Source organism: Paenibacillus sp. J22R160 (assembly GCF_059692135.1).
Window position 1 is genome coordinate 1 of sequence record NZ_JCAUAU010000032.1, and the last position, 15833, is coordinate 15833.

A 15833-nucleotide genomic window follows, 5' to 3' on the forward strand; every position below is an offset into this window, starting at 1 on the left:
CCAAGGTTTGTTGTTGCCGAATCATCAGCTCTCACCCGCTTTTCATGATACCTTACTAATTCGGCAAAAAAGGTACAGCCTCCTTCATTTCTGAAGGTCTGTACCTTTTTTTGTAAGTGGACTTTTTCAGTGCCCTCTTATTGATTAGTGAGGACTTCTTTTCTATGTTCACTTCGTCTGTTTAATATCTTAGGCAGATTTGGAATTTATATTTTCTACATAAACCTTTTTCTTCGTCTGATTAAACCCAACAACTATTTTCCCAAGAGCAATCGATGGCTTTTCTACTAATAAATACATCACCGATGATAGAATTAAGGAAATAACTACTGCCAATACAAATAAGTAAGATGTTGGCATATGACCATACCATAATTTACGTGTGTAGAACATAACAATCAGGTGAATCAGGTATAGACTATATGATATTTTTCCTACCCATAGCACTGGTTTGATTGTAAGAAACCTAGTAAACCTATCGAATGAAAGTGCTGAAATGATAATGATTGATGCTCCGATAATTGTAGACCACTCAGCCCAAAATTGAATTTTATTCGGATCATAGCTTTGCATATAATTAGCATATAACATTATACCTATAAGAAGAAAAAGTACTTTCGACACTGGTTTGTGCTGTCTCAAAATATTAACGATATCCTCTCTATACTTAGCGATTGTAGCGCCAATGATAAACATCGATGTGTAATGTAATGTGTCAAAGTAATTTATTAAATAGTTAGGATCATGTATGAATCTTCCATGCAACAAACTAGCTGCGCAAGAAAGCAAGAGTGCTACACTTAGAATAGATATCCAACTTCCAGGCAAAAGTATCATTAATATTGGGAAAATAAGTGATATGCGCATTTCATGAACTAGTGACCATACAACACCTAAGATTGCGTTATAGTTGAAGTCGCCTATGAGAAGTGTATGTCCCATTAATACATTACTCGAAGGTAGTTGATCGGTTAAAAAATATAAAGCTACCGCAATCGCCACATAATATGGAATGTAAATTCTGAAGATACGTTTGATGATAAAAGGAAAGTATAGCGTGTTTTTTTTATTTAAAAATTGAAGTGCCAAAACAAATCCACTTAAAACGAAAAAGAAAATAACTGCTTCATGAGCAAGAAACAATACACTTGCAGGTGTTTTTTCAGAGAGGTACTTAATTTTACTGGTGTCGTATTCACCTGTTTGCTTATAAAATATAGTAATTGCATGACCGAACACAACTGTTAAAGCAGCTAACCCACGGAGTGAATCTAGCTCTTCATATCTATTCTTCATTAATTTCACCTTTTCATTAGAATGATTGGATTATATCAGAATTCGACATCAAAATATATTTTAATTATGACAAATTATAGCAAGCATCAAAAAAACCTAGTTTAGGAAAGCATCCTTGCTAGGCTTTTTTGTGTTTTGGATAGTCATCCCCTAAACTATGAATTCCTCAAAGACTGGAAATCGCATGGCTCCAGACTTAAACCAACCCCGATACTTTACCTTGCAACGAATAACAGGTTTAACATATACATATTCCTTTGTTTCTCCGTTTTTGAATGACTGAAACAAATGCCACATTGACTGACGAGCAGAAAGCGTTATTTCAGCTCCATTGTACCGATCGGACGAATACGATCTCCATCTGGATAACCGAGCAACCAAGAACTTTCCTTCTTATTGTAGCCTGTTATGTAGACCTCTGCCTTTTGATAAAAAAATGACCTTTTGCCAAGACCAGGAGCGAATTCCTTTTTCATACTTCGAGTCTTTCTTCTTGATCACAATACCCTCAAGTCCATGCTGGCATACGATCTTAAAAAGTCCATTGCACTGCCGTTTATGGGCCTGACAATTCTATAGTGATCAGTTTCCTTGAGGGTTAATTTTAGTAGCTTCTAACGCTGCTCCAACGGCAGTCCAGCCACATCTAAACCGCGGTGGTACAAGATGTCAAAAGCCATGAACACGACTGGTTGACGCTTCTTACTGGAGCGAAACCCAGCATTCGTTGCTTCAAAATCGGCAACGACCTTGCTCCATATGGAACTTGTGGATTGTGTAACTCTGGATATTTGGCTGTTGCATTCGTGTTTTTTGTATATAGGTTTAGTTCATCCATATTAGAGACGATTAGTCTTATGCCATCCCACTTTAGTTCGGCGTTAGTGGAAGAATCGTTAAACGGAAGATTGTTTTTACTGTATTGTAGTAGCATTGGAGGAATAAACATTTTCTTCTTCACCCATAATATTGTTACACCTTAGAGCTATGCATGACTATTGGTACTTGAAGGGAAGTAAGATCCTTATGCTTCTTACTTCTTGATGTGTTCCATCATCGTTACAGCAATTTGCTCACCTTGCTGCACTTGTACTTGTTTGATTTCTTGTAGAGTGTCATCTACTTTTGACATTCTGTTCTCTATGTTACCCATTCGGTCTTCAAGATTACCCATACGTCTGTCCATACTGTCAACTCTGTCTTTAATGGCTTTAACATCCGCGCCAATTTCATTAATTCTACCGAGCATGGCACTTAAAAACTCACGATCTGTCATTTCAGCCATTACCTTGTCCTCCAACCTATAAGCCTTAGTCCTTTTATTATAACCTAGGAGAGGAGCAAAAAGAATCCCTCAAAAAAATGAAATGACCTATTTGCACTCAATTAAATTCAGCAACTCTTCAGGTTCTAGACATATTTATTTCACAGTTATCTGGCATAATGATCTATTGAAGATCCATTCATGAACCGGAGGAATTATCATTGAATAACAACCAAAAAATCACACTCCAAGCTTCAAGAGGAGCGGCAGCCTTCTTTGTTCTGCTTTTCCACATTTCTGCCATGTCCTTTAAGTATTATCAATACGACTTTTTAGGGATCAGCTCGATTGGGAGATCAGGCGGGGTAGACTTCTTTTTTCTATTAACCGGCTTCCTGCTCTTTCATACATATGGCCACAAAATCGGAACCCAAATAACCGTTCTCCCTTACATAACTAATCGCCTCATACGTATCTATCCCTTCTACTGGCTGATTACACTCGTCGTGCTGCCTGTATATTTTTTTGTTCCGAGCTTTGGATACGGCTTTGAGACCCATAAAGATACCATTATTAAATCATTCCTGCTGCTCCCTCAAGCACACGGTCCTGTGCTGCCAGTGGCTTGGTCGTTAAGCTACTTTGTGCTATTTTACTTGGCGTTTAGCCTTCTCCTGGCTTTTGGGAAAAAGCCTGCTTATATATTCGCATCTATATGGATTGCCTTAACTTTATGTCTTTTTCTGCGCGTACCTCTGATAAGTGCCGATATCGACCGTCATTTCTATTTAAACTTTCTTTTTAGTGATGTGAATATAGAGTTTATCGCAGGCTGTTTATTGGCCAAATGGGTGGAGCAACATAGAAGTAAACATTACAAATGGTTGATTTCTAGCGGTGCGTTTGGATTTTTACTTATATGGATCAATAACAAATATCAACTTGCTCCTCTTCACAACTATCTGCTATATGTTATTCCAGCCATATTTGTTCTGCTAGGTGCTTCTTCCGTACCTGAGCAGCTCCGCCTGCCCTGGTGGGTGCAGGCTCTCAGTAAGCTAGGTAATGCTTCTTACGCCGTATTGCTTACACATCTGATATTCATTTCAATATTAATGAAACTAAGTGTGGCTACTCATGTCGTTGACTATTTAGGTTATCTACTCACGAATGTATTAATTGTGATGCTAGTCTTGCCACTATGCTACCTAGCGTACAGGTTGGCTGAGAAACCGCTTGTTGCAGGTCTTAGAGACATAATTAAGTTACGTCCTTCCCATTCATCCAAACCTGCCTCTTAAACAAAAAGACTGCCTAAGCTTTATTATAAGCCCAAGCAGTCTTTTATTTATTTTCACCACATATACACAATACCGGTAATAATACCTGCCCAGATCAGGGAACCGAACACCACACCAACAATCAAACCTTTGCCAATTGAAACGCGTTCATCTTGGTAAGCGTCATCATGATCGATCATAAAAAAAACCTCCCCGCACCATAAGTATATGCTTAGTATGGGGAAGATGTTGACGAATCATGCGGTTGAGGTAAAAAAATTTAACTAATACGCATTTTTATTAATAAAACCGTTAATAATCGTTCGCCAAATAATTTTAATATCAAATAAAAAAGTCCAATTTTCAATGTAAAAAATATCATGCTTGATTCGTTCTTCAATCGAAGTGTCTCCACGCAAGCCATTGCTTTGCGCCCATCCCGTAATACCAGGGCGAATGTGATGCTTCACCATATACTTCGGAACTTCTTCTTTGAATTGTTCCACGAAATAAGGACGTTCCGGCCTAGGACCGACTACACTCATGTGCCCAAAAAGCACATTAAAAAACTGTGGCAACTCATCCAAACTCGTTTTGCGAAGGAACGTTCCGACCTTTGTGCGGCGCGGGTCATTTTCAACCGTCCATTCCGTATTAGAGGCACTTTCCGGCAATACATTCATGCTGCGAAACTTATACATCATAAAATTCCTGCGATTTAGTCCAACACGCTCTTGCTTGAAGATAATAGGGCCATTAGAGGTAAGCTTAATTGCAATTAAAGATGCCAACATCACCGGCGCTGTAATAAGGATTGCTGCAAGAGAGAATATGATATCAAAAGCCCGCTTGAAAAGCCGATTTCGGAACTCATCCAGAGGAATATCACGTACATTAATGAGCGGCATCTCCGCAAAATTATCGAAATAAGGACGTGACGGTAAGAAGTCATAAAAATCCGGAATGATTAATGTTTTAACGCCGACTTTCTCACAAACATTGATAATATGACCGAATTTACGATGGGCATCCAACGGGAGTGCAATAATGACCTCATCGACAATACTATCATTCAAAATTGATTCGAGGTCATCGATTTTGCCAATAATCGGTTTATAATTCTGGTAAGGAATTTCGTGCTTTTCTTGATAATCATCAAGAAATCCAACAACCTCATAACCTAGCTCTGGATGCTGTCTGAGCTTCATGTAAAACTGTCTGCCAAGCGATCCCGCCCCGAGAATAAGAATGAATTGCTTATTATAGCCCTTCTGTCGAACTCGCTTCAGCGAAATTTTGATCATATAGCGATAAAAGCTAATGGCTAAAATATTGTTCACTAGGAAAAGCAACAGATAAGAACGCGAGACGTCTACCTCTTTTAATATGAACAAAAGGCTTAAAAGCAGCAGCAAGCTGAATACATGGACTTGAATAATTTTAAATACCTCATACGAGAACTGCTTCTTCCTCTTCGGAGTATAAAAATTAGTCATATAACTTATGAAAATCGCGATTAGCGCGTAGCTTACACTCCACATCAAATAATGCTTAATTGGCAGTGGAGAATCAAAATGAATCCAGCCACTTTTAAATTTCAGCCACCAGGAAAGTAAGAACACGAGCTGAATACAAAGAAAATCGGCCAGCGCGTATAGTTGGGTCAAAAAACCTTGACTCTGTCGAATCAATGTAAATCACCTCGTTGGTTTTAGTTTATTTCTTGCTAAAGACAGCCCGAACTTCAAGCCTACGCCTATGTAAACCGCCATATTTGTGAGCCAGGAATACTTCTGACGATAGTGTTTATTATGGAACAAAATCATCGCACGATGAAACTCATAAATGATTTTATAAGGCTTCCTTCGACTGCTTGCTCCCTTGTAATGAACGATTTGAGTCCGAGGGTAATAATAATTTACCCAACCTGCCTCTTTAATTCTATAACACCAATCTATATCCTCACCATACATAAAAAATTCCTCATCGAGCATCCCTACTTGTTCAATAGCTTCTCGGCGGATTAACATGAAAGCACCTACTAAGGAATCGATACCGTATTCCTCGTCTGGATTCAAGTATCCTAATTGGTATTGATTGAAGCGTGGGATTTTCGGGAAAAGCTTAGAAAAGCCGAAGGCATAGTAGAATGACGCTGACGGCGTCGGAAAGCCACGCTTACATGCTTTGTCGAGCGAACCGTCTGGCAGTACAATTTTGCAGCCACTGGCGCCTACGATCGGATTCTCGTCCATGAAACGCAGCATTGTTTCCAGCGTGTCATGTTGGACGATGGTATCGGAGTTCAGGAGCAGCACGTATCTCCCTTTCGCGATTCGAATACCTTGATTATTGGCTCTTGAGAAGCCTACATTGTCTTTATTAGCGATGCAGATGACCTGCGGGAACTGCTCATTAGCGGACTTAATGATGCCGTCATTCGAGGCATTGTCGATTAAAATAATCTCGTATTTGTATGCTGTAGCTGACGAAAATACTGACTTTATACAGGCTAGGGTTAAGTCATGTGTTTTGTAATTAACGATAATAATTGATAAATCCAAGGGGAAACCTCACTTATATTTAATTCATTAACCCTATTATAACATGGGTATATTAAAATTAGCCTAAAAAAATAAGACTAGCTTGTGCTAATCTTATTATTCAAACCATTTATTAAGTTCGCTTGGCGATACTCTTTGCTTATTACGAATGGAATGTCTCTTCTTACGGAGATCCGAATATTTGCGAAAGAAGTCAGCCCACGCTCCTAGCAGCTTGGGTTCCCTTACAAGAGCGTAGGCAAAACTAAGGCATTCGTATATGAAAAGAGGAGCAATTTGCTTACACATATTGGAAACGGTATCGTTCTTCACCATCATTTTATAACGATTAACGTAGGACAATCTCCTGACAAAAAGCGGCTTACTGCTCCTACCGCCTTCTTTCCAGCCTCGCTCGTGATACGCGACAGCAGATGGCTCGTAAAGAGCCTTCCACCCTAGTAGCTGTCCTCTCCAGGCGACGTCTACATCTTCTTTGTAGGCAAAAAAGTCTTCATCGAAAAATTCGCCATCTAAACTTATGTCATTAATCATCTCACGAGAGTACATGGCCGCGGCACCTGAGACGCCAAACACCTCTTCAGCTTGGTGATATTGATCGCTTGGTTGATGTGCGCCGCGGTCGAAGGCTCTACGAGATTTGTTAATGATTAGGCCTGTGCTATCAATGTTAGAAGGATTTGCTTTAAAAAGCAGCTTTCCTGTGGAACTACCCGCATGAGGTGTGTTCTCTAATGCTTTGATTGTCTTAAGCACATAGTCTTTATGGAGGACTACGTCTGGATTCAAAATCAGGCAATAGTCTGTGTCTGTCATTCTTATTGCTTGATTGTGTCCACCAGCGAAGCCGTTGTTCGTAGTGTTTTTTACAAGTTGAATCTTAGAGGTCCACTTTTGCAGCTTCTCGAGCGTGTTGTCTTTTGATGCATTATCTATAATAACGATTTGAGTTATAGGATAGGTTTGCATGATGACTGCCTCTAAGCAGTCGTCGATGTGTTCAGAGCTATTGTAGGTCACTATATGGATGCTAGCGGTGTACATTACTTACTCCAAGTTCCTTTAAAAAAGCCTGTAACCCCTCACGCCATGGTCTCAAATCTTCAAAACCATTCGCCCGAATGGCCATATGCTCCATCGCCGAGTATCGCGGTCTTGGAGCAGGTCGCGGAAACTCTTCTGTGGAGCACGGCTCCACATTCATCCTCTTTCCACTCTCTTCAAAGATAGCATTTGCAAAATCAAACCACGAACATACTCCTGAATTCGAAGCATGATAAATACCGTAGCGCTCTGTCTGAATGAGTTGCTCTAGAAAGTTAGCAAGATCAACTGTATAGGTTGGTGATCCGAACTGATCATTAACAACCTTTAAGCTATCGCGATCTTGGCCAAGTTTAAGCATGGTTTTCACAAAGTTCGCCCCATACAAACCATAAACCCACGATGTCCTAACGATAAAGTATTTCGTAGAAAGAGTTTGAACGAGATGCTCCCCAGCTCTCTTGGACTTTCCATAAATACTTTGGGGATTCGTATTATCATATTCTCGATATGCCTTTGTGCCAGTTCCATCAAAAACGTAATCTGTGCTTATATAACAGAGCTTCGCCCCTACCTTTTCCGAGACAACAGCCAAATTCCTTGTTCCAAATGCATTGATTTTATATGCCAAATCTTCTTCTGTTTCAGCAAGATCTACAGCTGTGTAAGCCCCGCAATGTATGACGATATCAGGCTTTAAGGCTTCAAGAACCTCGAAACACTGGCTTTCATTCGTAAAATCAAGCTGCTCTCTTCCAAAACCATGAACCTCATGATTAGTGCCTAAAATTTTTACGACATCTTGCCCTAATTGGCCATTAGCCCCCGACACTAAAATCTTCATCTCTAAACTCCTAGGCGTTCGCCGTATTGCTGAGCGAAATATTGTTGGTATTCGCCGGTCTGTATTCTCTTCCACCAATCCTGATTATCCAGGTACCAACGAATCGTTTCATGAATACCCGTATCAAAATTATGCTTCGGTACCCAACCTAGTTCATTTGTAATCTTTGTTGCATCAATACCATATCGACGATCATGTCCAAGACGATCTTTAACGTACTGAATTAATGACTCCGGTTTTCCCAATTCACGAAGAATAGTTTGTATGATTTGAATGTTTGTTCTCTCGTTATTCCCGCCAATATTATAAACTTCACCATTAATACCTTTATGTAAAACTAAATCGATCGCACTGCAGTGATCCTCTACATATAGCCAGTCGCGGATGTTAAGTCCATCTCCATATACAGGAAGAGACTTATCGTTCAAAGCATTAGCAATCATTAATGGAATTAACTTTTCTGGGAATTGATACGGCCCATAGTTATTGGAACAACGGGTGATGTTCACAGGAAGTCCGAATGTTTCATGATAAGCGCGCACTAGAAGATCCGAACCAGCTTTACTAGCTGAGTATGGACTGTTCGGAGATAGTGGGGTTTCTTCTGTAAAAAGACCCGTTTCTCCAAGTGTTCCGTATACTTCATCCGTGGAGACGTGGACGAATTTCTTAACGTCATATTTCCGTGCGGCTTCAAGCAATACTTGTGTACCAAGAACATTTGTTTTCACAAAAACATCAGGTTCTAAAATACTACGATCCACATGCGACTCCGCGGCGAAATGAACAACGGTTTCAACACCCTGCTCGAAAAGGCTGTTAACGAGCTCTGAGTTCGTAATGTCGCCTTTTACGAAAGTATAATTGCTGTTTTCTTTGATGGATCTTAGATTCTCAAGATTCCCTGCGTATGTTAATGCATCCAAGTTAACGATTTGATAGCTCGGATAACGTTCTAGCATATAATGAACGAAGTTGCTGCCGATGAACCCGGCTCCGCCGGTTACGAGTATTTTCATGAGTTGTAAGACTCCTATTAAAAATTTATTTCCGCATCTTTAAGCAGCGGATGCTTTTGATCTTTATCAGAAAGGATTGGTTTAGATGTAGGCCAATCAATACCTATCGCTGGATCGCTCCAAAGTATGCCCCTATCATGTTCTGGGGAATAATACTCGTCCACTTTATAGAGCACTTGTGTATTGGGAACAATCGTACAAAAGCCATGAGCAAATCCTTGTGGAACAAGCAGTTGACGCTTGTTTGCTTCGCTTAGAATAACTCCAACCCACTGTCTGAAAGTAGGTGAGTTTGTGCGGATGTCAACCGCAACATCATAAATAGCTCCCGACGCTACTCGAACCAACTTAGTCTGAGCTTTTGGTTTCAACTGATAGTGAAGTCCACGTAGTACGCCTGTTTCCACCGATAACGAGTGATTATCCTGAACAAAAGGAAAATCAATTCCATGCTCAGCAAAATTCCGACTGCTGTAGCTTTCCATAAAAAAGCCACGATTATCTCCATGGACATCGGGCTCAATGATGTATAATCCTTCAAGTTTAGTAGCTATGACTTGCATGATATGAACACCTCTTATAATTTAAGTTTCCCAAATTCTTCGCCAAAAAGCATATCCTTAGCTAATTCATTTGCTTTTGCTAAAGAGGCATGTGTGCCAGCATCTGTCCACCAGCCTCGAAGGATATCATATGTTAGCTCATTTTTTTCAATATACGCGTTGTTAACATCTGTAATTTCAAGTTCACCGCGGCCCGACGGTTTAAGTGTCTTAACAATACCAAAAACGGAACTATCATACATATAAATTCCTGTTACGGCAAAATTACTTTTAGGCCGTTTAGGTTTTTCCTCAATCGAGATGATTTTGTCTCCCTGTAACTCAGGAACACCGTATCTTTGAGGATCTTGAACTTCTTGAATTAGAATCTTAGCTCCAATTCGTTGAGCTCTAAAGTTATTTACAAATGGAACAATACTTTCTTCAAACACATTATCTCCGAGGATTACGACCATTTGGTCATCCCCTACAAAGTGTTCAGCGAGATCTAGAGCTTGAGCAATACCACCAGCCTCATCCTGTACTTTATAAGTAAAGGTTACATCCATTTCGCGACCACTGCCAAGTAAATTTACAACATCACCCATGTGGTCTTTGCCAGTTACTATGAGGATGTCATTAATGTCAGCTTGCTTGAGTTTAGCCACTGAATGGAAAATCATTGGGTACTTACCGACAGGGAGCAAATGCTTGTTTGTTACTTTTGTTAAAGGAAAGAGTCTCGAGCCTGTTCCGCCTGCTAGAATAATGCCTTTCATTTGAGTGTTTCCTCTTTTCCAGAATTTTTAATCAAAACTAATTAAAACAACTCCTAATATGATAACACCAGTTCCAATCCACTTTAACGGAGACACCGGTTCATTGAAGATAATCAATGCTGCGGCTACTCCTAGTACATAAGCCATGCTTTGTATGGGATACGCGGTACTTAAAGGCATTCGAGATAAAACTACAAACCAGATCAATGTTGCGAATGCATATAGAGCTAGTCCTAGAAGAATGTACGGGTTAACTAATGTTTTTACTAAATTATTTAAATTAAAGCCCCCTGATTGGTTTAATCCGATTTTAAACAAGATCTGTCCACTAACTAGCAATACTATATTAGTTGCAAGATAAAGATAATTCATCATGTTAATCCTCTAAAATTCTTTAATTTTCTCTTGAAATATTCTTACTTTCTTCTTTTGACTTTAGTAAATTCAACTCAGTCTTCAATATTCCCAACTCTTGAGATAATTCTTTAATCTTATTAGTAAAACGAGATACCGCAATAGTTAATGAGAACAAAATTAGTAATATAGCAGATATAGAAACAAGAAATAATGCATTAACTGCCAACTCAATTCCCATTAGTTTAGAAGCGAAAGTAACAATGCTGGGAAATATGGAACAAATGGTGACAGTAAACATAATCGCTAGCCACAACAAAGTATACTTCAGTTCTATTCTATATCTTCTAATCATATTAAGTAGCATACCTGAACAAAGTATGGAACCCACAAATAACAACAATTGAAGCCTTAAAGAAATCATCGTTTGCTCCTATACTATCTGTTTTCTCATCCTGTCAATTAAAATAGCCATTGAGACTTTTATCATATAATATATAGATTTTAATGAAGTTATTGAAGATTCTCCCTCAATCCTTGCCTGCATAATTACTGGAACCTCTTTAACTTTAAACTTATTTCTTATCAAATACATAATAGATTCTGGCTCAGGATAATCCGTAGGGTATCGTTTAGCAAACACTTCTATAACAGTCCTATTACATGCTCGAAATCCTGACGTTGGATCAGTGATGTTCTGGGAAGTTAAGAGCAACAATAATTTCGAGAAATAAGAGATTCCTATTCTACGGATGAACGAAGATTGGAACCCCTTCTTTGTAAGATATCTTGAACCTATTACCATATCTGCCTCAGAATTCAACAATGGTTCGATTAACATCTTTATATATTCAGGTTTGTGCTGACCATCACCATCAACTTGTATTGCAATATCATAACCGTTTTTTAATGCATATTTATAACCTGTCTGAACAGCTCCACCAATACCAAGATTACAAGGAAGGTTTACTGTAGGTACTCCTAAAAGATTACATACATTTAAAGTTCCATCTGTAGAACAATCATTTACAACCAGAACATTAATCCTTTTGTCATCTAAAGAAAGAATGTCCTTTATGAGTGATGTTAAATTCTTTTCCTCGTTATAAGCAGGAATTATTACTAAAATTTCATTCTCCATTCTCTTAATCACCTCTTCTCTAAAAAATTTACCAAGTTAATACTTCTTATTTTTGACATATAGCCTTAAAAGATAGTATATAACTCGATTAAAAAACCACTTTATCTCAAAAATAAAGTTTTTCTTTTTTGAAGTAAACACAGGATTTTGACAAAATTCCCTCAAATCTTTTAACGCAACCTTCCAGTGAAATTCTTCTTTTGAAATATAATTAGTATTTTTTATTTTATTATTTAGCATACCAATTAGAGTTTCACCTATTATCTCTGGGCTTGAATTACGAGGCAGTATAACACCTCTATTAGTTTCTCGTATAATTTCTGAAAGTACATCTCCATCTAAAGAAACTATACTCAAATCAGTCCATATGTAATCCAATATTCTCGTTCTATAGGCATACCTAGTCTCAATATGATCTTTATGAAGAGAAATTCCTATGTCAGATTCTAATAAAAATTGATCTCTATCATCATATTTAACCCAATCGTTAAAAACAACCGTATCCTCTAAATCAAGCTCTTTTCTAAGTTGTATTAATTTTTCAAGCATGAAAGATATTTGAGTAGTCCCCGGTGGTTTTACCCCCATAAAAAAGCACTTAATATTACTCTGGCGATTTTTTATGTATTTCATTGTGTGCAATAGAAGCTCAGGGTCAAGCCACTCCCATATCCCCCCCCCCCAAATAATCACTAAATCCTCATGATCTATTTGGGGATATATACCTTTTATTACTTTTTCCTTCTTTTGTGGCATTTCCTCTTGAATGCCGAAAGGAACTACGCCAATAAGACTTGTAAACGTTCGATCTTTTTTATAAAATTCTAAATCAACTCTATTAAATGCAGTTAACATGCCAAGCCAGTAATCTTTTTGTTTATTGGAAGCACAGAAAAAATAATCCCCTAAGCACATTTGCTCTTCTAAAATATTTAAAGTAGACTTATATAAATATCTACCTAGCCTTTTGTTAGCAAATAATTCTAAATTTTCTAAATGAAATGGATCATAAAGATCTATTGCTAATGGTACTCCTAAGTATTTAATAATTGGATATCTCCACAATGTAGTTCCTTGAAAGATAATAACCTTAGATTCTTTGCTATATTTAAATAAGTTTTTTTCACTTAAGGAATCAATTATAAATTTAGTATTCTTATTATTAGGAATATAATTGGGGGTTAATACGATGACTTCGAAATGCTGGGAAAGTTGTTTTGCAATTTCCCAATAACGTATTGAAGGCCCTGCCATATTTTGCGAAAAAGCAGCTGGTGATAGAAGTAGAATTTTATCTCTCATAAGCAACTCAACTCATTTCTCACGTCTAAAAAGATTCTGAAATTTTGTTATTAATGGTAGATTACGTCTAGATTCCTCAATTAAATCATTTTTTAGTTTTGCGCATGTCTCTTGCATTTCCATGAATCTATTCTGAATATCAGCAAAATTCGAATGAATTTTTGAATTTTCTTTTAATATCTGTTCAGTCGCTATCTCGAGTTCGATAATATTTTTTTGCAACTTATCTCTTTCAATTTTTATTCCTTTATTTTCTTCCCTTAATTCATTTATATTTGCTATTAGTTTTTCACTTTCCACGAGAAGTTCTAAATTATTATTTTTCTCTTTATCTAAAATATGATTTTCTAAGTTCATGAAATCCTTATCTTTTTTGGATATAATTTCCTCTAAACTTGCAGAATATTTTATTTGTAACTCTAGAGATTGTTTACGAGTTAACAATTCTTTTTCTAACTCTTTCTTCTCAGTGTCTTTTTGCTCTAATTGTTGATATAGCTCTTTTATTTTATTAATCTCATTTATTTTCACAGCTTGAATAATAAATTGATAAGTTTCTGCTTCTTCATTATTATTATATATATAATCAATTACTTCTTTTGGAAAAGTACTTCTATCGATATTAAATTCAGTGAATTCTGGGAAGATAATTGTTCTGTTTAAATATGTTATATTAAATCCACTTTTCTCGAATAATGTATAAATACTTTTTTTTGTGTATAGTTTTACATGGGTTTCATCTAATAAACCAATTCTATTATAATTAAAATTCCCTCTCAATAAGTTAAGCGATATTGCCGAATGACTTATATTGGGAATTGAAGATAATATTGCTCCTTCATTTTTTAGCACTCGTTGACATTTTTTCAGTATTGTTTCTGGATCTAACAAATGTTCTAGCACGTCTGCAAAGATTATATAATCAAATTCTTGATCTAAAAAATATTCATCAAAATCAATGTGTTCTATATTACCAAGAATAATTTTATCACAGTATTTTTGTGCTTCGTTCGCAGCTATTTCATCAATTTCGATACCAACTATAGAGCATGCCATTTTTTCTTTAAGAATTTGACTCATGTAACCAGTAGCACAACCAACTTCTAAAACTTTAGAATCATGTCTTATTAGTCTAAGGATTTGAGCTGCTGAAGTATCTGACTCTAAATCTACAGTATAATTATACTTAAACAATTTCTCACACATCCCAACTATGATCTAATAGTATTAAGCCTTCAGCCAAATATTTCGAGTCTACCACATTAAAGCTTGTAATCCGTGATTTGTAGTCCAATCTTCCAATAGCGGATTCCTCAAAAAAGCCCACATCTACATGATAAGTACCCGGTAATAGATTAGGATTTTTATAATTGATAGTTAATTCATTCTGACCAACTTTAGGCTCAATAATTACCCCATCAAGTTTAGTATTTAGTGCACAGACAGTTGTACCATTCGCGTTGAATATCGCTACTCCTGCAACTATATGTTTGATTTCTTTATACAAAGAATAATTCACTTTAATACAAAAGCTTTCGTTGATTTCATATGTTTGTTTCGGGTTATTGTCACTGAATAATTGACAAACATTTGCTTCTTGAATCGATAAGATTTCTCTAGAATCTTCGTTTACATCATCAATACTCTCATTAATCTTAGATACATTCAAATCACCTTTTTTCTTCATATAATCCTCGTAATGATTTACAACAAAAAGAGGATCTCCTTGCATTTTTATTTCACCATCGTGAATCCAAAAAGTGTAATCACAAATATTTTTGACAGAATAAGTATCATGTGTAACATAAATTATTGTCTTACCATTTTCTTTAAATTCTTTAATTTTTTCTATACACTTTAATTGAAAATATAAATCTCCCACAGCTAGGGCTTCATCAACAATAAGAATATCTGGATCTACATTAATTGCAGCGGCGAATGCCAACCGAACATACATTCCAGAAGAATAAGTTTTTACAGGTTGATATATATAATCTCCAATTTCTGAAAATTCTGCAACTAATGGAAACCTTTTATCCATTTCTTCTTTAGTAAATCCTTGGATTGCTCCATTCATATAAACATTTTCGATCCCCGTAAACTCAGGGTTAAAACCTGCACCTAGCTCTAATAAGGCTGAGATTTTTCCATTTACAAAAATATTTCCTTCAGTCGGTTTTAATACACCACAAATAATTTGGAGTAAAGTGCTTTTCCCACTTCCATTCTGTCCGATGATTCCAATAGTTTTTCCTTGAGGAATTTTCAAATCAATATTATTAATAACCCTTGATATCTCAAAATGATTACTACCAATTTGCAATAATTCTTTTAATCTATCTTTGGCAGAATTATAAATCTTGTATTCTTTTATTAAACCATTAATATCAACAGCATAGGTCAT

The 15833-nt window shown here is 36.9% G+C and carries 19 protein-coding genes; 1 reads left to right on the forward strand and 18 read right to left on the reverse strand.

Annotation, left to right across the window (positions count from 1 at the left end; genetic code table 11):
• Positions 1-189: 189 nt before the first annotated feature.
• The 4 genes from AC58UW_RS31780 to AC58UW_RS31795 form a co-directional block, all read right to left on the reverse strand.
• Positions 190-1296, reverse strand: a complete 1107-nt coding sequence (locus AC58UW_RS31780; protein WP_497424545.1) for an acyltransferase family protein — start codon at positions 1294-1296, stop codon at positions 190-192.
• Between the two features lie 150 nt (positions 1297-1446).
• Positions 1447-1593: an ATP dependent DNA ligase gene (locus tag AC58UW_RS31785; RefSeq protein WP_497424546.1), complete on the reverse strand. Its 147-nt coding sequence runs from the start codon at positions 1591-1593 to the stop codon at positions 1447-1449.
• A 20-nt stretch (positions 1594-1613) separates the two neighbouring features.
• Complete coding sequence (locus tag AC58UW_RS31790; RefSeq protein ID WP_497424547.1) at positions 1614-1772, reverse strand: hypothetical protein; 159 nt, start codon at positions 1770-1772, stop codon at positions 1614-1616.
• Positions 1773-2329: 557 nt separating this feature from the next.
• Positions 2330-2581 carry a hypothetical protein gene (locus AC58UW_RS31795; RefSeq protein WP_497424510.1) on the reverse strand — a complete coding sequence of 84 codons (252 nt, stop codon included), beginning with the start codon at positions 2579-2581 and terminating at the stop codon, positions 2330-2332.
• Between the two features lie 200 nt (positions 2582-2781).
• Between AC58UW_RS31795 and AC58UW_RS31800 the strand changes: the two genes are divergently transcribed.
• Positions 2782-3861 (forward strand): acyltransferase family protein, encoded by a 1080-nt coding sequence (locus AC58UW_RS31800; protein ID WP_497424511.1) that lies wholly within the window; start codon positions 2782-2784, stop codon positions 3859-3861.
• 53 nt (positions 3862-3914) lie between these two features.
• On the opposite strand, the gene AC58UW_RS31805 is transcribed toward AC58UW_RS31800, so the two are convergent.
• The 14 genes from AC58UW_RS31805 to AC58UW_RS31870 all read right to left on the reverse strand — a co-directional run bounded on the left by AC58UW_RS31805 (position 3915) and on the right by AC58UW_RS31870 (position 15833).
• Positions 3915-4040: a hypothetical protein gene (locus AC58UW_RS31805; RefSeq protein ID WP_497424512.1), complete on the reverse strand. Its 126-nt coding sequence runs from the start codon at positions 4038-4040 to the stop codon at positions 3915-3917.
• A gap of 84 nt (positions 4041-4124) precedes the next feature.
• Positions 4125-5531 carry an undecaprenyl-phosphate glucose phosphotransferase gene (locus AC58UW_RS31810; RefSeq protein WP_497424513.1) on the reverse strand — a complete coding sequence of 469 codons (1407 nt, stop codon included), beginning with the start codon at positions 5529-5531 and terminating at the stop codon, positions 4125-4127.
• 6 nt (positions 5532-5537) lie between these two features.
• Complete coding sequence (locus AC58UW_RS31815) at positions 5538-6404, reverse strand: glycosyltransferase family 2 protein (protein WP_497424514.1); 867 nt, start codon at positions 6402-6404, stop codon at positions 5538-5540.
• Between the two features lie 96 nt (positions 6405-6500).
• Entirely contained in the window at positions 6501-7448 is a 948-nt protein-coding gene (locus tag AC58UW_RS31820; RefSeq protein WP_497424515.1) for a glycosyltransferase family 2 protein, read from the reverse strand.
• Positions 7435-8292, reverse strand: a complete 858-nt coding sequence (gene rfbD, locus AC58UW_RS31825; RefSeq protein WP_497424516.1) for a dTDP-4-dehydrorhamnose reductase — start codon at positions 8290-8292, stop codon at positions 7435-7437. The genes AC58UW_RS31820 and rfbD overlap by 14 nt, the downstream gene beginning before the upstream one ends.
• A gap of 2 nt (positions 8293-8294) precedes the next feature.
• Positions 8295-9311 carry a dTDP-glucose 4,6-dehydratase gene (gene rfbB / locus AC58UW_RS31830; protein ID WP_497424517.1) on the reverse strand — a complete coding sequence of 339 codons (1017 nt, stop codon included), beginning with the start codon at positions 9309-9311 and terminating at the stop codon, positions 8295-8297.
• Positions 9312-9328: 17 nt separating this feature from the next.
• Positions 9329-9874 (reverse strand): dTDP-4-dehydrorhamnose 3,5-epimerase, encoded by a 546-nt coding sequence (gene rfbC, locus AC58UW_RS31835; protein WP_497424518.1) that lies wholly within the window; start codon positions 9872-9874, stop codon positions 9329-9331.
• A 14-nt stretch (positions 9875-9888) separates the two neighbouring features.
• On the reverse strand, positions 9889-10632 hold the full coding sequence (locus AC58UW_RS31840) for a sugar phosphate nucleotidyltransferase (protein ID WP_497424519.1): 744 nt from the start codon (positions 10630-10632) through the stop codon (positions 9889-9891).
• A gap of 27 nt (positions 10633-10659) precedes the next feature.
• Complete coding sequence (locus tag AC58UW_RS31845; RefSeq protein ID WP_497424520.1) at positions 10660-11007, reverse strand: EamA family transporter; 348 nt, start codon at positions 11005-11007, stop codon at positions 10660-10662.
• Between the two features lie 19 nt (positions 11008-11026).
• Positions 11027-11410 carry a DUF2304 domain-containing protein gene (locus AC58UW_RS31850; protein ID WP_497424521.1) on the reverse strand — a complete coding sequence of 128 codons (384 nt, stop codon included), beginning with the start codon at positions 11408-11410 and terminating at the stop codon, positions 11027-11029.
• Positions 11411-11419: 9 nt separating this feature from the next.
• Complete coding sequence (locus AC58UW_RS31855; RefSeq protein ID WP_497424522.1) at positions 11420-12127, reverse strand: glycosyltransferase family 2 protein; 708 nt, start codon at positions 12125-12127, stop codon at positions 11420-11422.
• Between the two features lie 36 nt (positions 12128-12163).
• Positions 12164-13429 (reverse strand): glycosyltransferase family 4 protein, encoded by a 1266-nt coding sequence (locus AC58UW_RS31860; protein ID WP_497424523.1) that lies wholly within the window; start codon positions 13427-13429, stop codon positions 12164-12166.
• Between the two features lie 12 nt (positions 13430-13441).
• Positions 13442-14623 (reverse strand): class I SAM-dependent methyltransferase, encoded by a 1182-nt coding sequence (locus AC58UW_RS31865; protein WP_497424524.1) that lies wholly within the window; start codon positions 14621-14623, stop codon positions 13442-13444.
• A gap of 4 nt (positions 14624-14627) precedes the next feature.
• Positions 14628-15833 carry an ABC transporter ATP-binding protein gene (locus AC58UW_RS31870; RefSeq protein ID WP_497424525.1) on the reverse strand — a complete coding sequence of 402 codons (1206 nt, stop codon included), beginning with the start codon at positions 15831-15833 and terminating at the stop codon, positions 14628-14630.

Coding starts and splice junctions, on each gene's coding strand:
- AC58UW_RS31860 (WP_497424523.1), bottom strand. CDS start 13,429: ATGAGAGATAAAATTCTACTTCTATCACCAGCTGCTTTTTCGCAAAAT.
- rfbC (WP_497424518.1), bottom strand. CDS start 9,874: ATGCAAGTCATAGCTACTAAACTTGAAGGATTATACATCATTGAGCCC.
- AC58UW_RS31780 (WP_497424545.1), bottom strand. CDS start 1,296: ATGAAGAATAGATATGAAGAGCTAGATTCACTCCGTGGGTTAGCTGCT.
- rfbD (WP_497424516.1), bottom strand. CDS start 8,292: ATGAAGATTTTAGTGTCGGGGGCTAATGGCCAATTAGGGCAAGATGTC.
- AC58UW_RS31785 (WP_497424546.1), bottom strand. CDS start 1,593: ATGTGGCATTTGTTTCAGTCATTCAAAAACGGAGAAACAAAGGAATAT.
- AC58UW_RS31790 (WP_497424547.1), bottom strand. CDS start 1,772: ATGAAAAAGGAATTCGCTCCTGGTCTTGGCAAAAGGTCATTTTTTTAT.
- AC58UW_RS31805 (WP_497424512.1), bottom strand. CDS start 4,040: ATGATCGATCATGATGACGCTTACCAAGATGAACGCGTTTCAATTGGC.
- AC58UW_RS31855 (WP_497424522.1), bottom strand. CDS start 12,127: ATGGAGAATGAAATTTTAGTAATAATTCCTGCTTATAACGAGGAAAAG.
- AC58UW_RS31870 (WP_497424525.1), bottom strand. CDS start 15,833: ATGACCTATGCTGTTGATATTAATGGTTTAATAAAAGAATACAAGATT.
- rfbB (WP_497424517.1), bottom strand. CDS start 9,311: ATGAAAATACTCGTAACCGGCGGAGCCGGGTTCATCGGCAGCAACTTC.
- AC58UW_RS31845 (WP_497424520.1), bottom strand. CDS start 11,007: ATGATGAATTATCTTTATCTTGCAACTAATATAGTATTGCTAGTTAGT.
- AC58UW_RS31840 (WP_497424519.1), bottom strand. CDS start 10,632: ATGAAAGGCATTATTCTAGCAGGCGGAACAGGCTCGAGACTCTTTCCT.
- AC58UW_RS31820 (WP_497424515.1), bottom strand. CDS start 7,448: ATGTACACCGCTAGCATCCATATAGTGACCTACAATAGCTCTGAACAC.
- AC58UW_RS31850 (WP_497424521.1), bottom strand. CDS start 11,410: ATGATTTCTTTAAGGCTTCAATTGTTGTTATTTGTGGGTTCCATACTT.
- AC58UW_RS31795 (WP_497424510.1), bottom strand. CDS start 2,581: ATGGCTGAAATGACAGATCGTGAGTTTTTAAGTGCCATGCTCGGTAGA.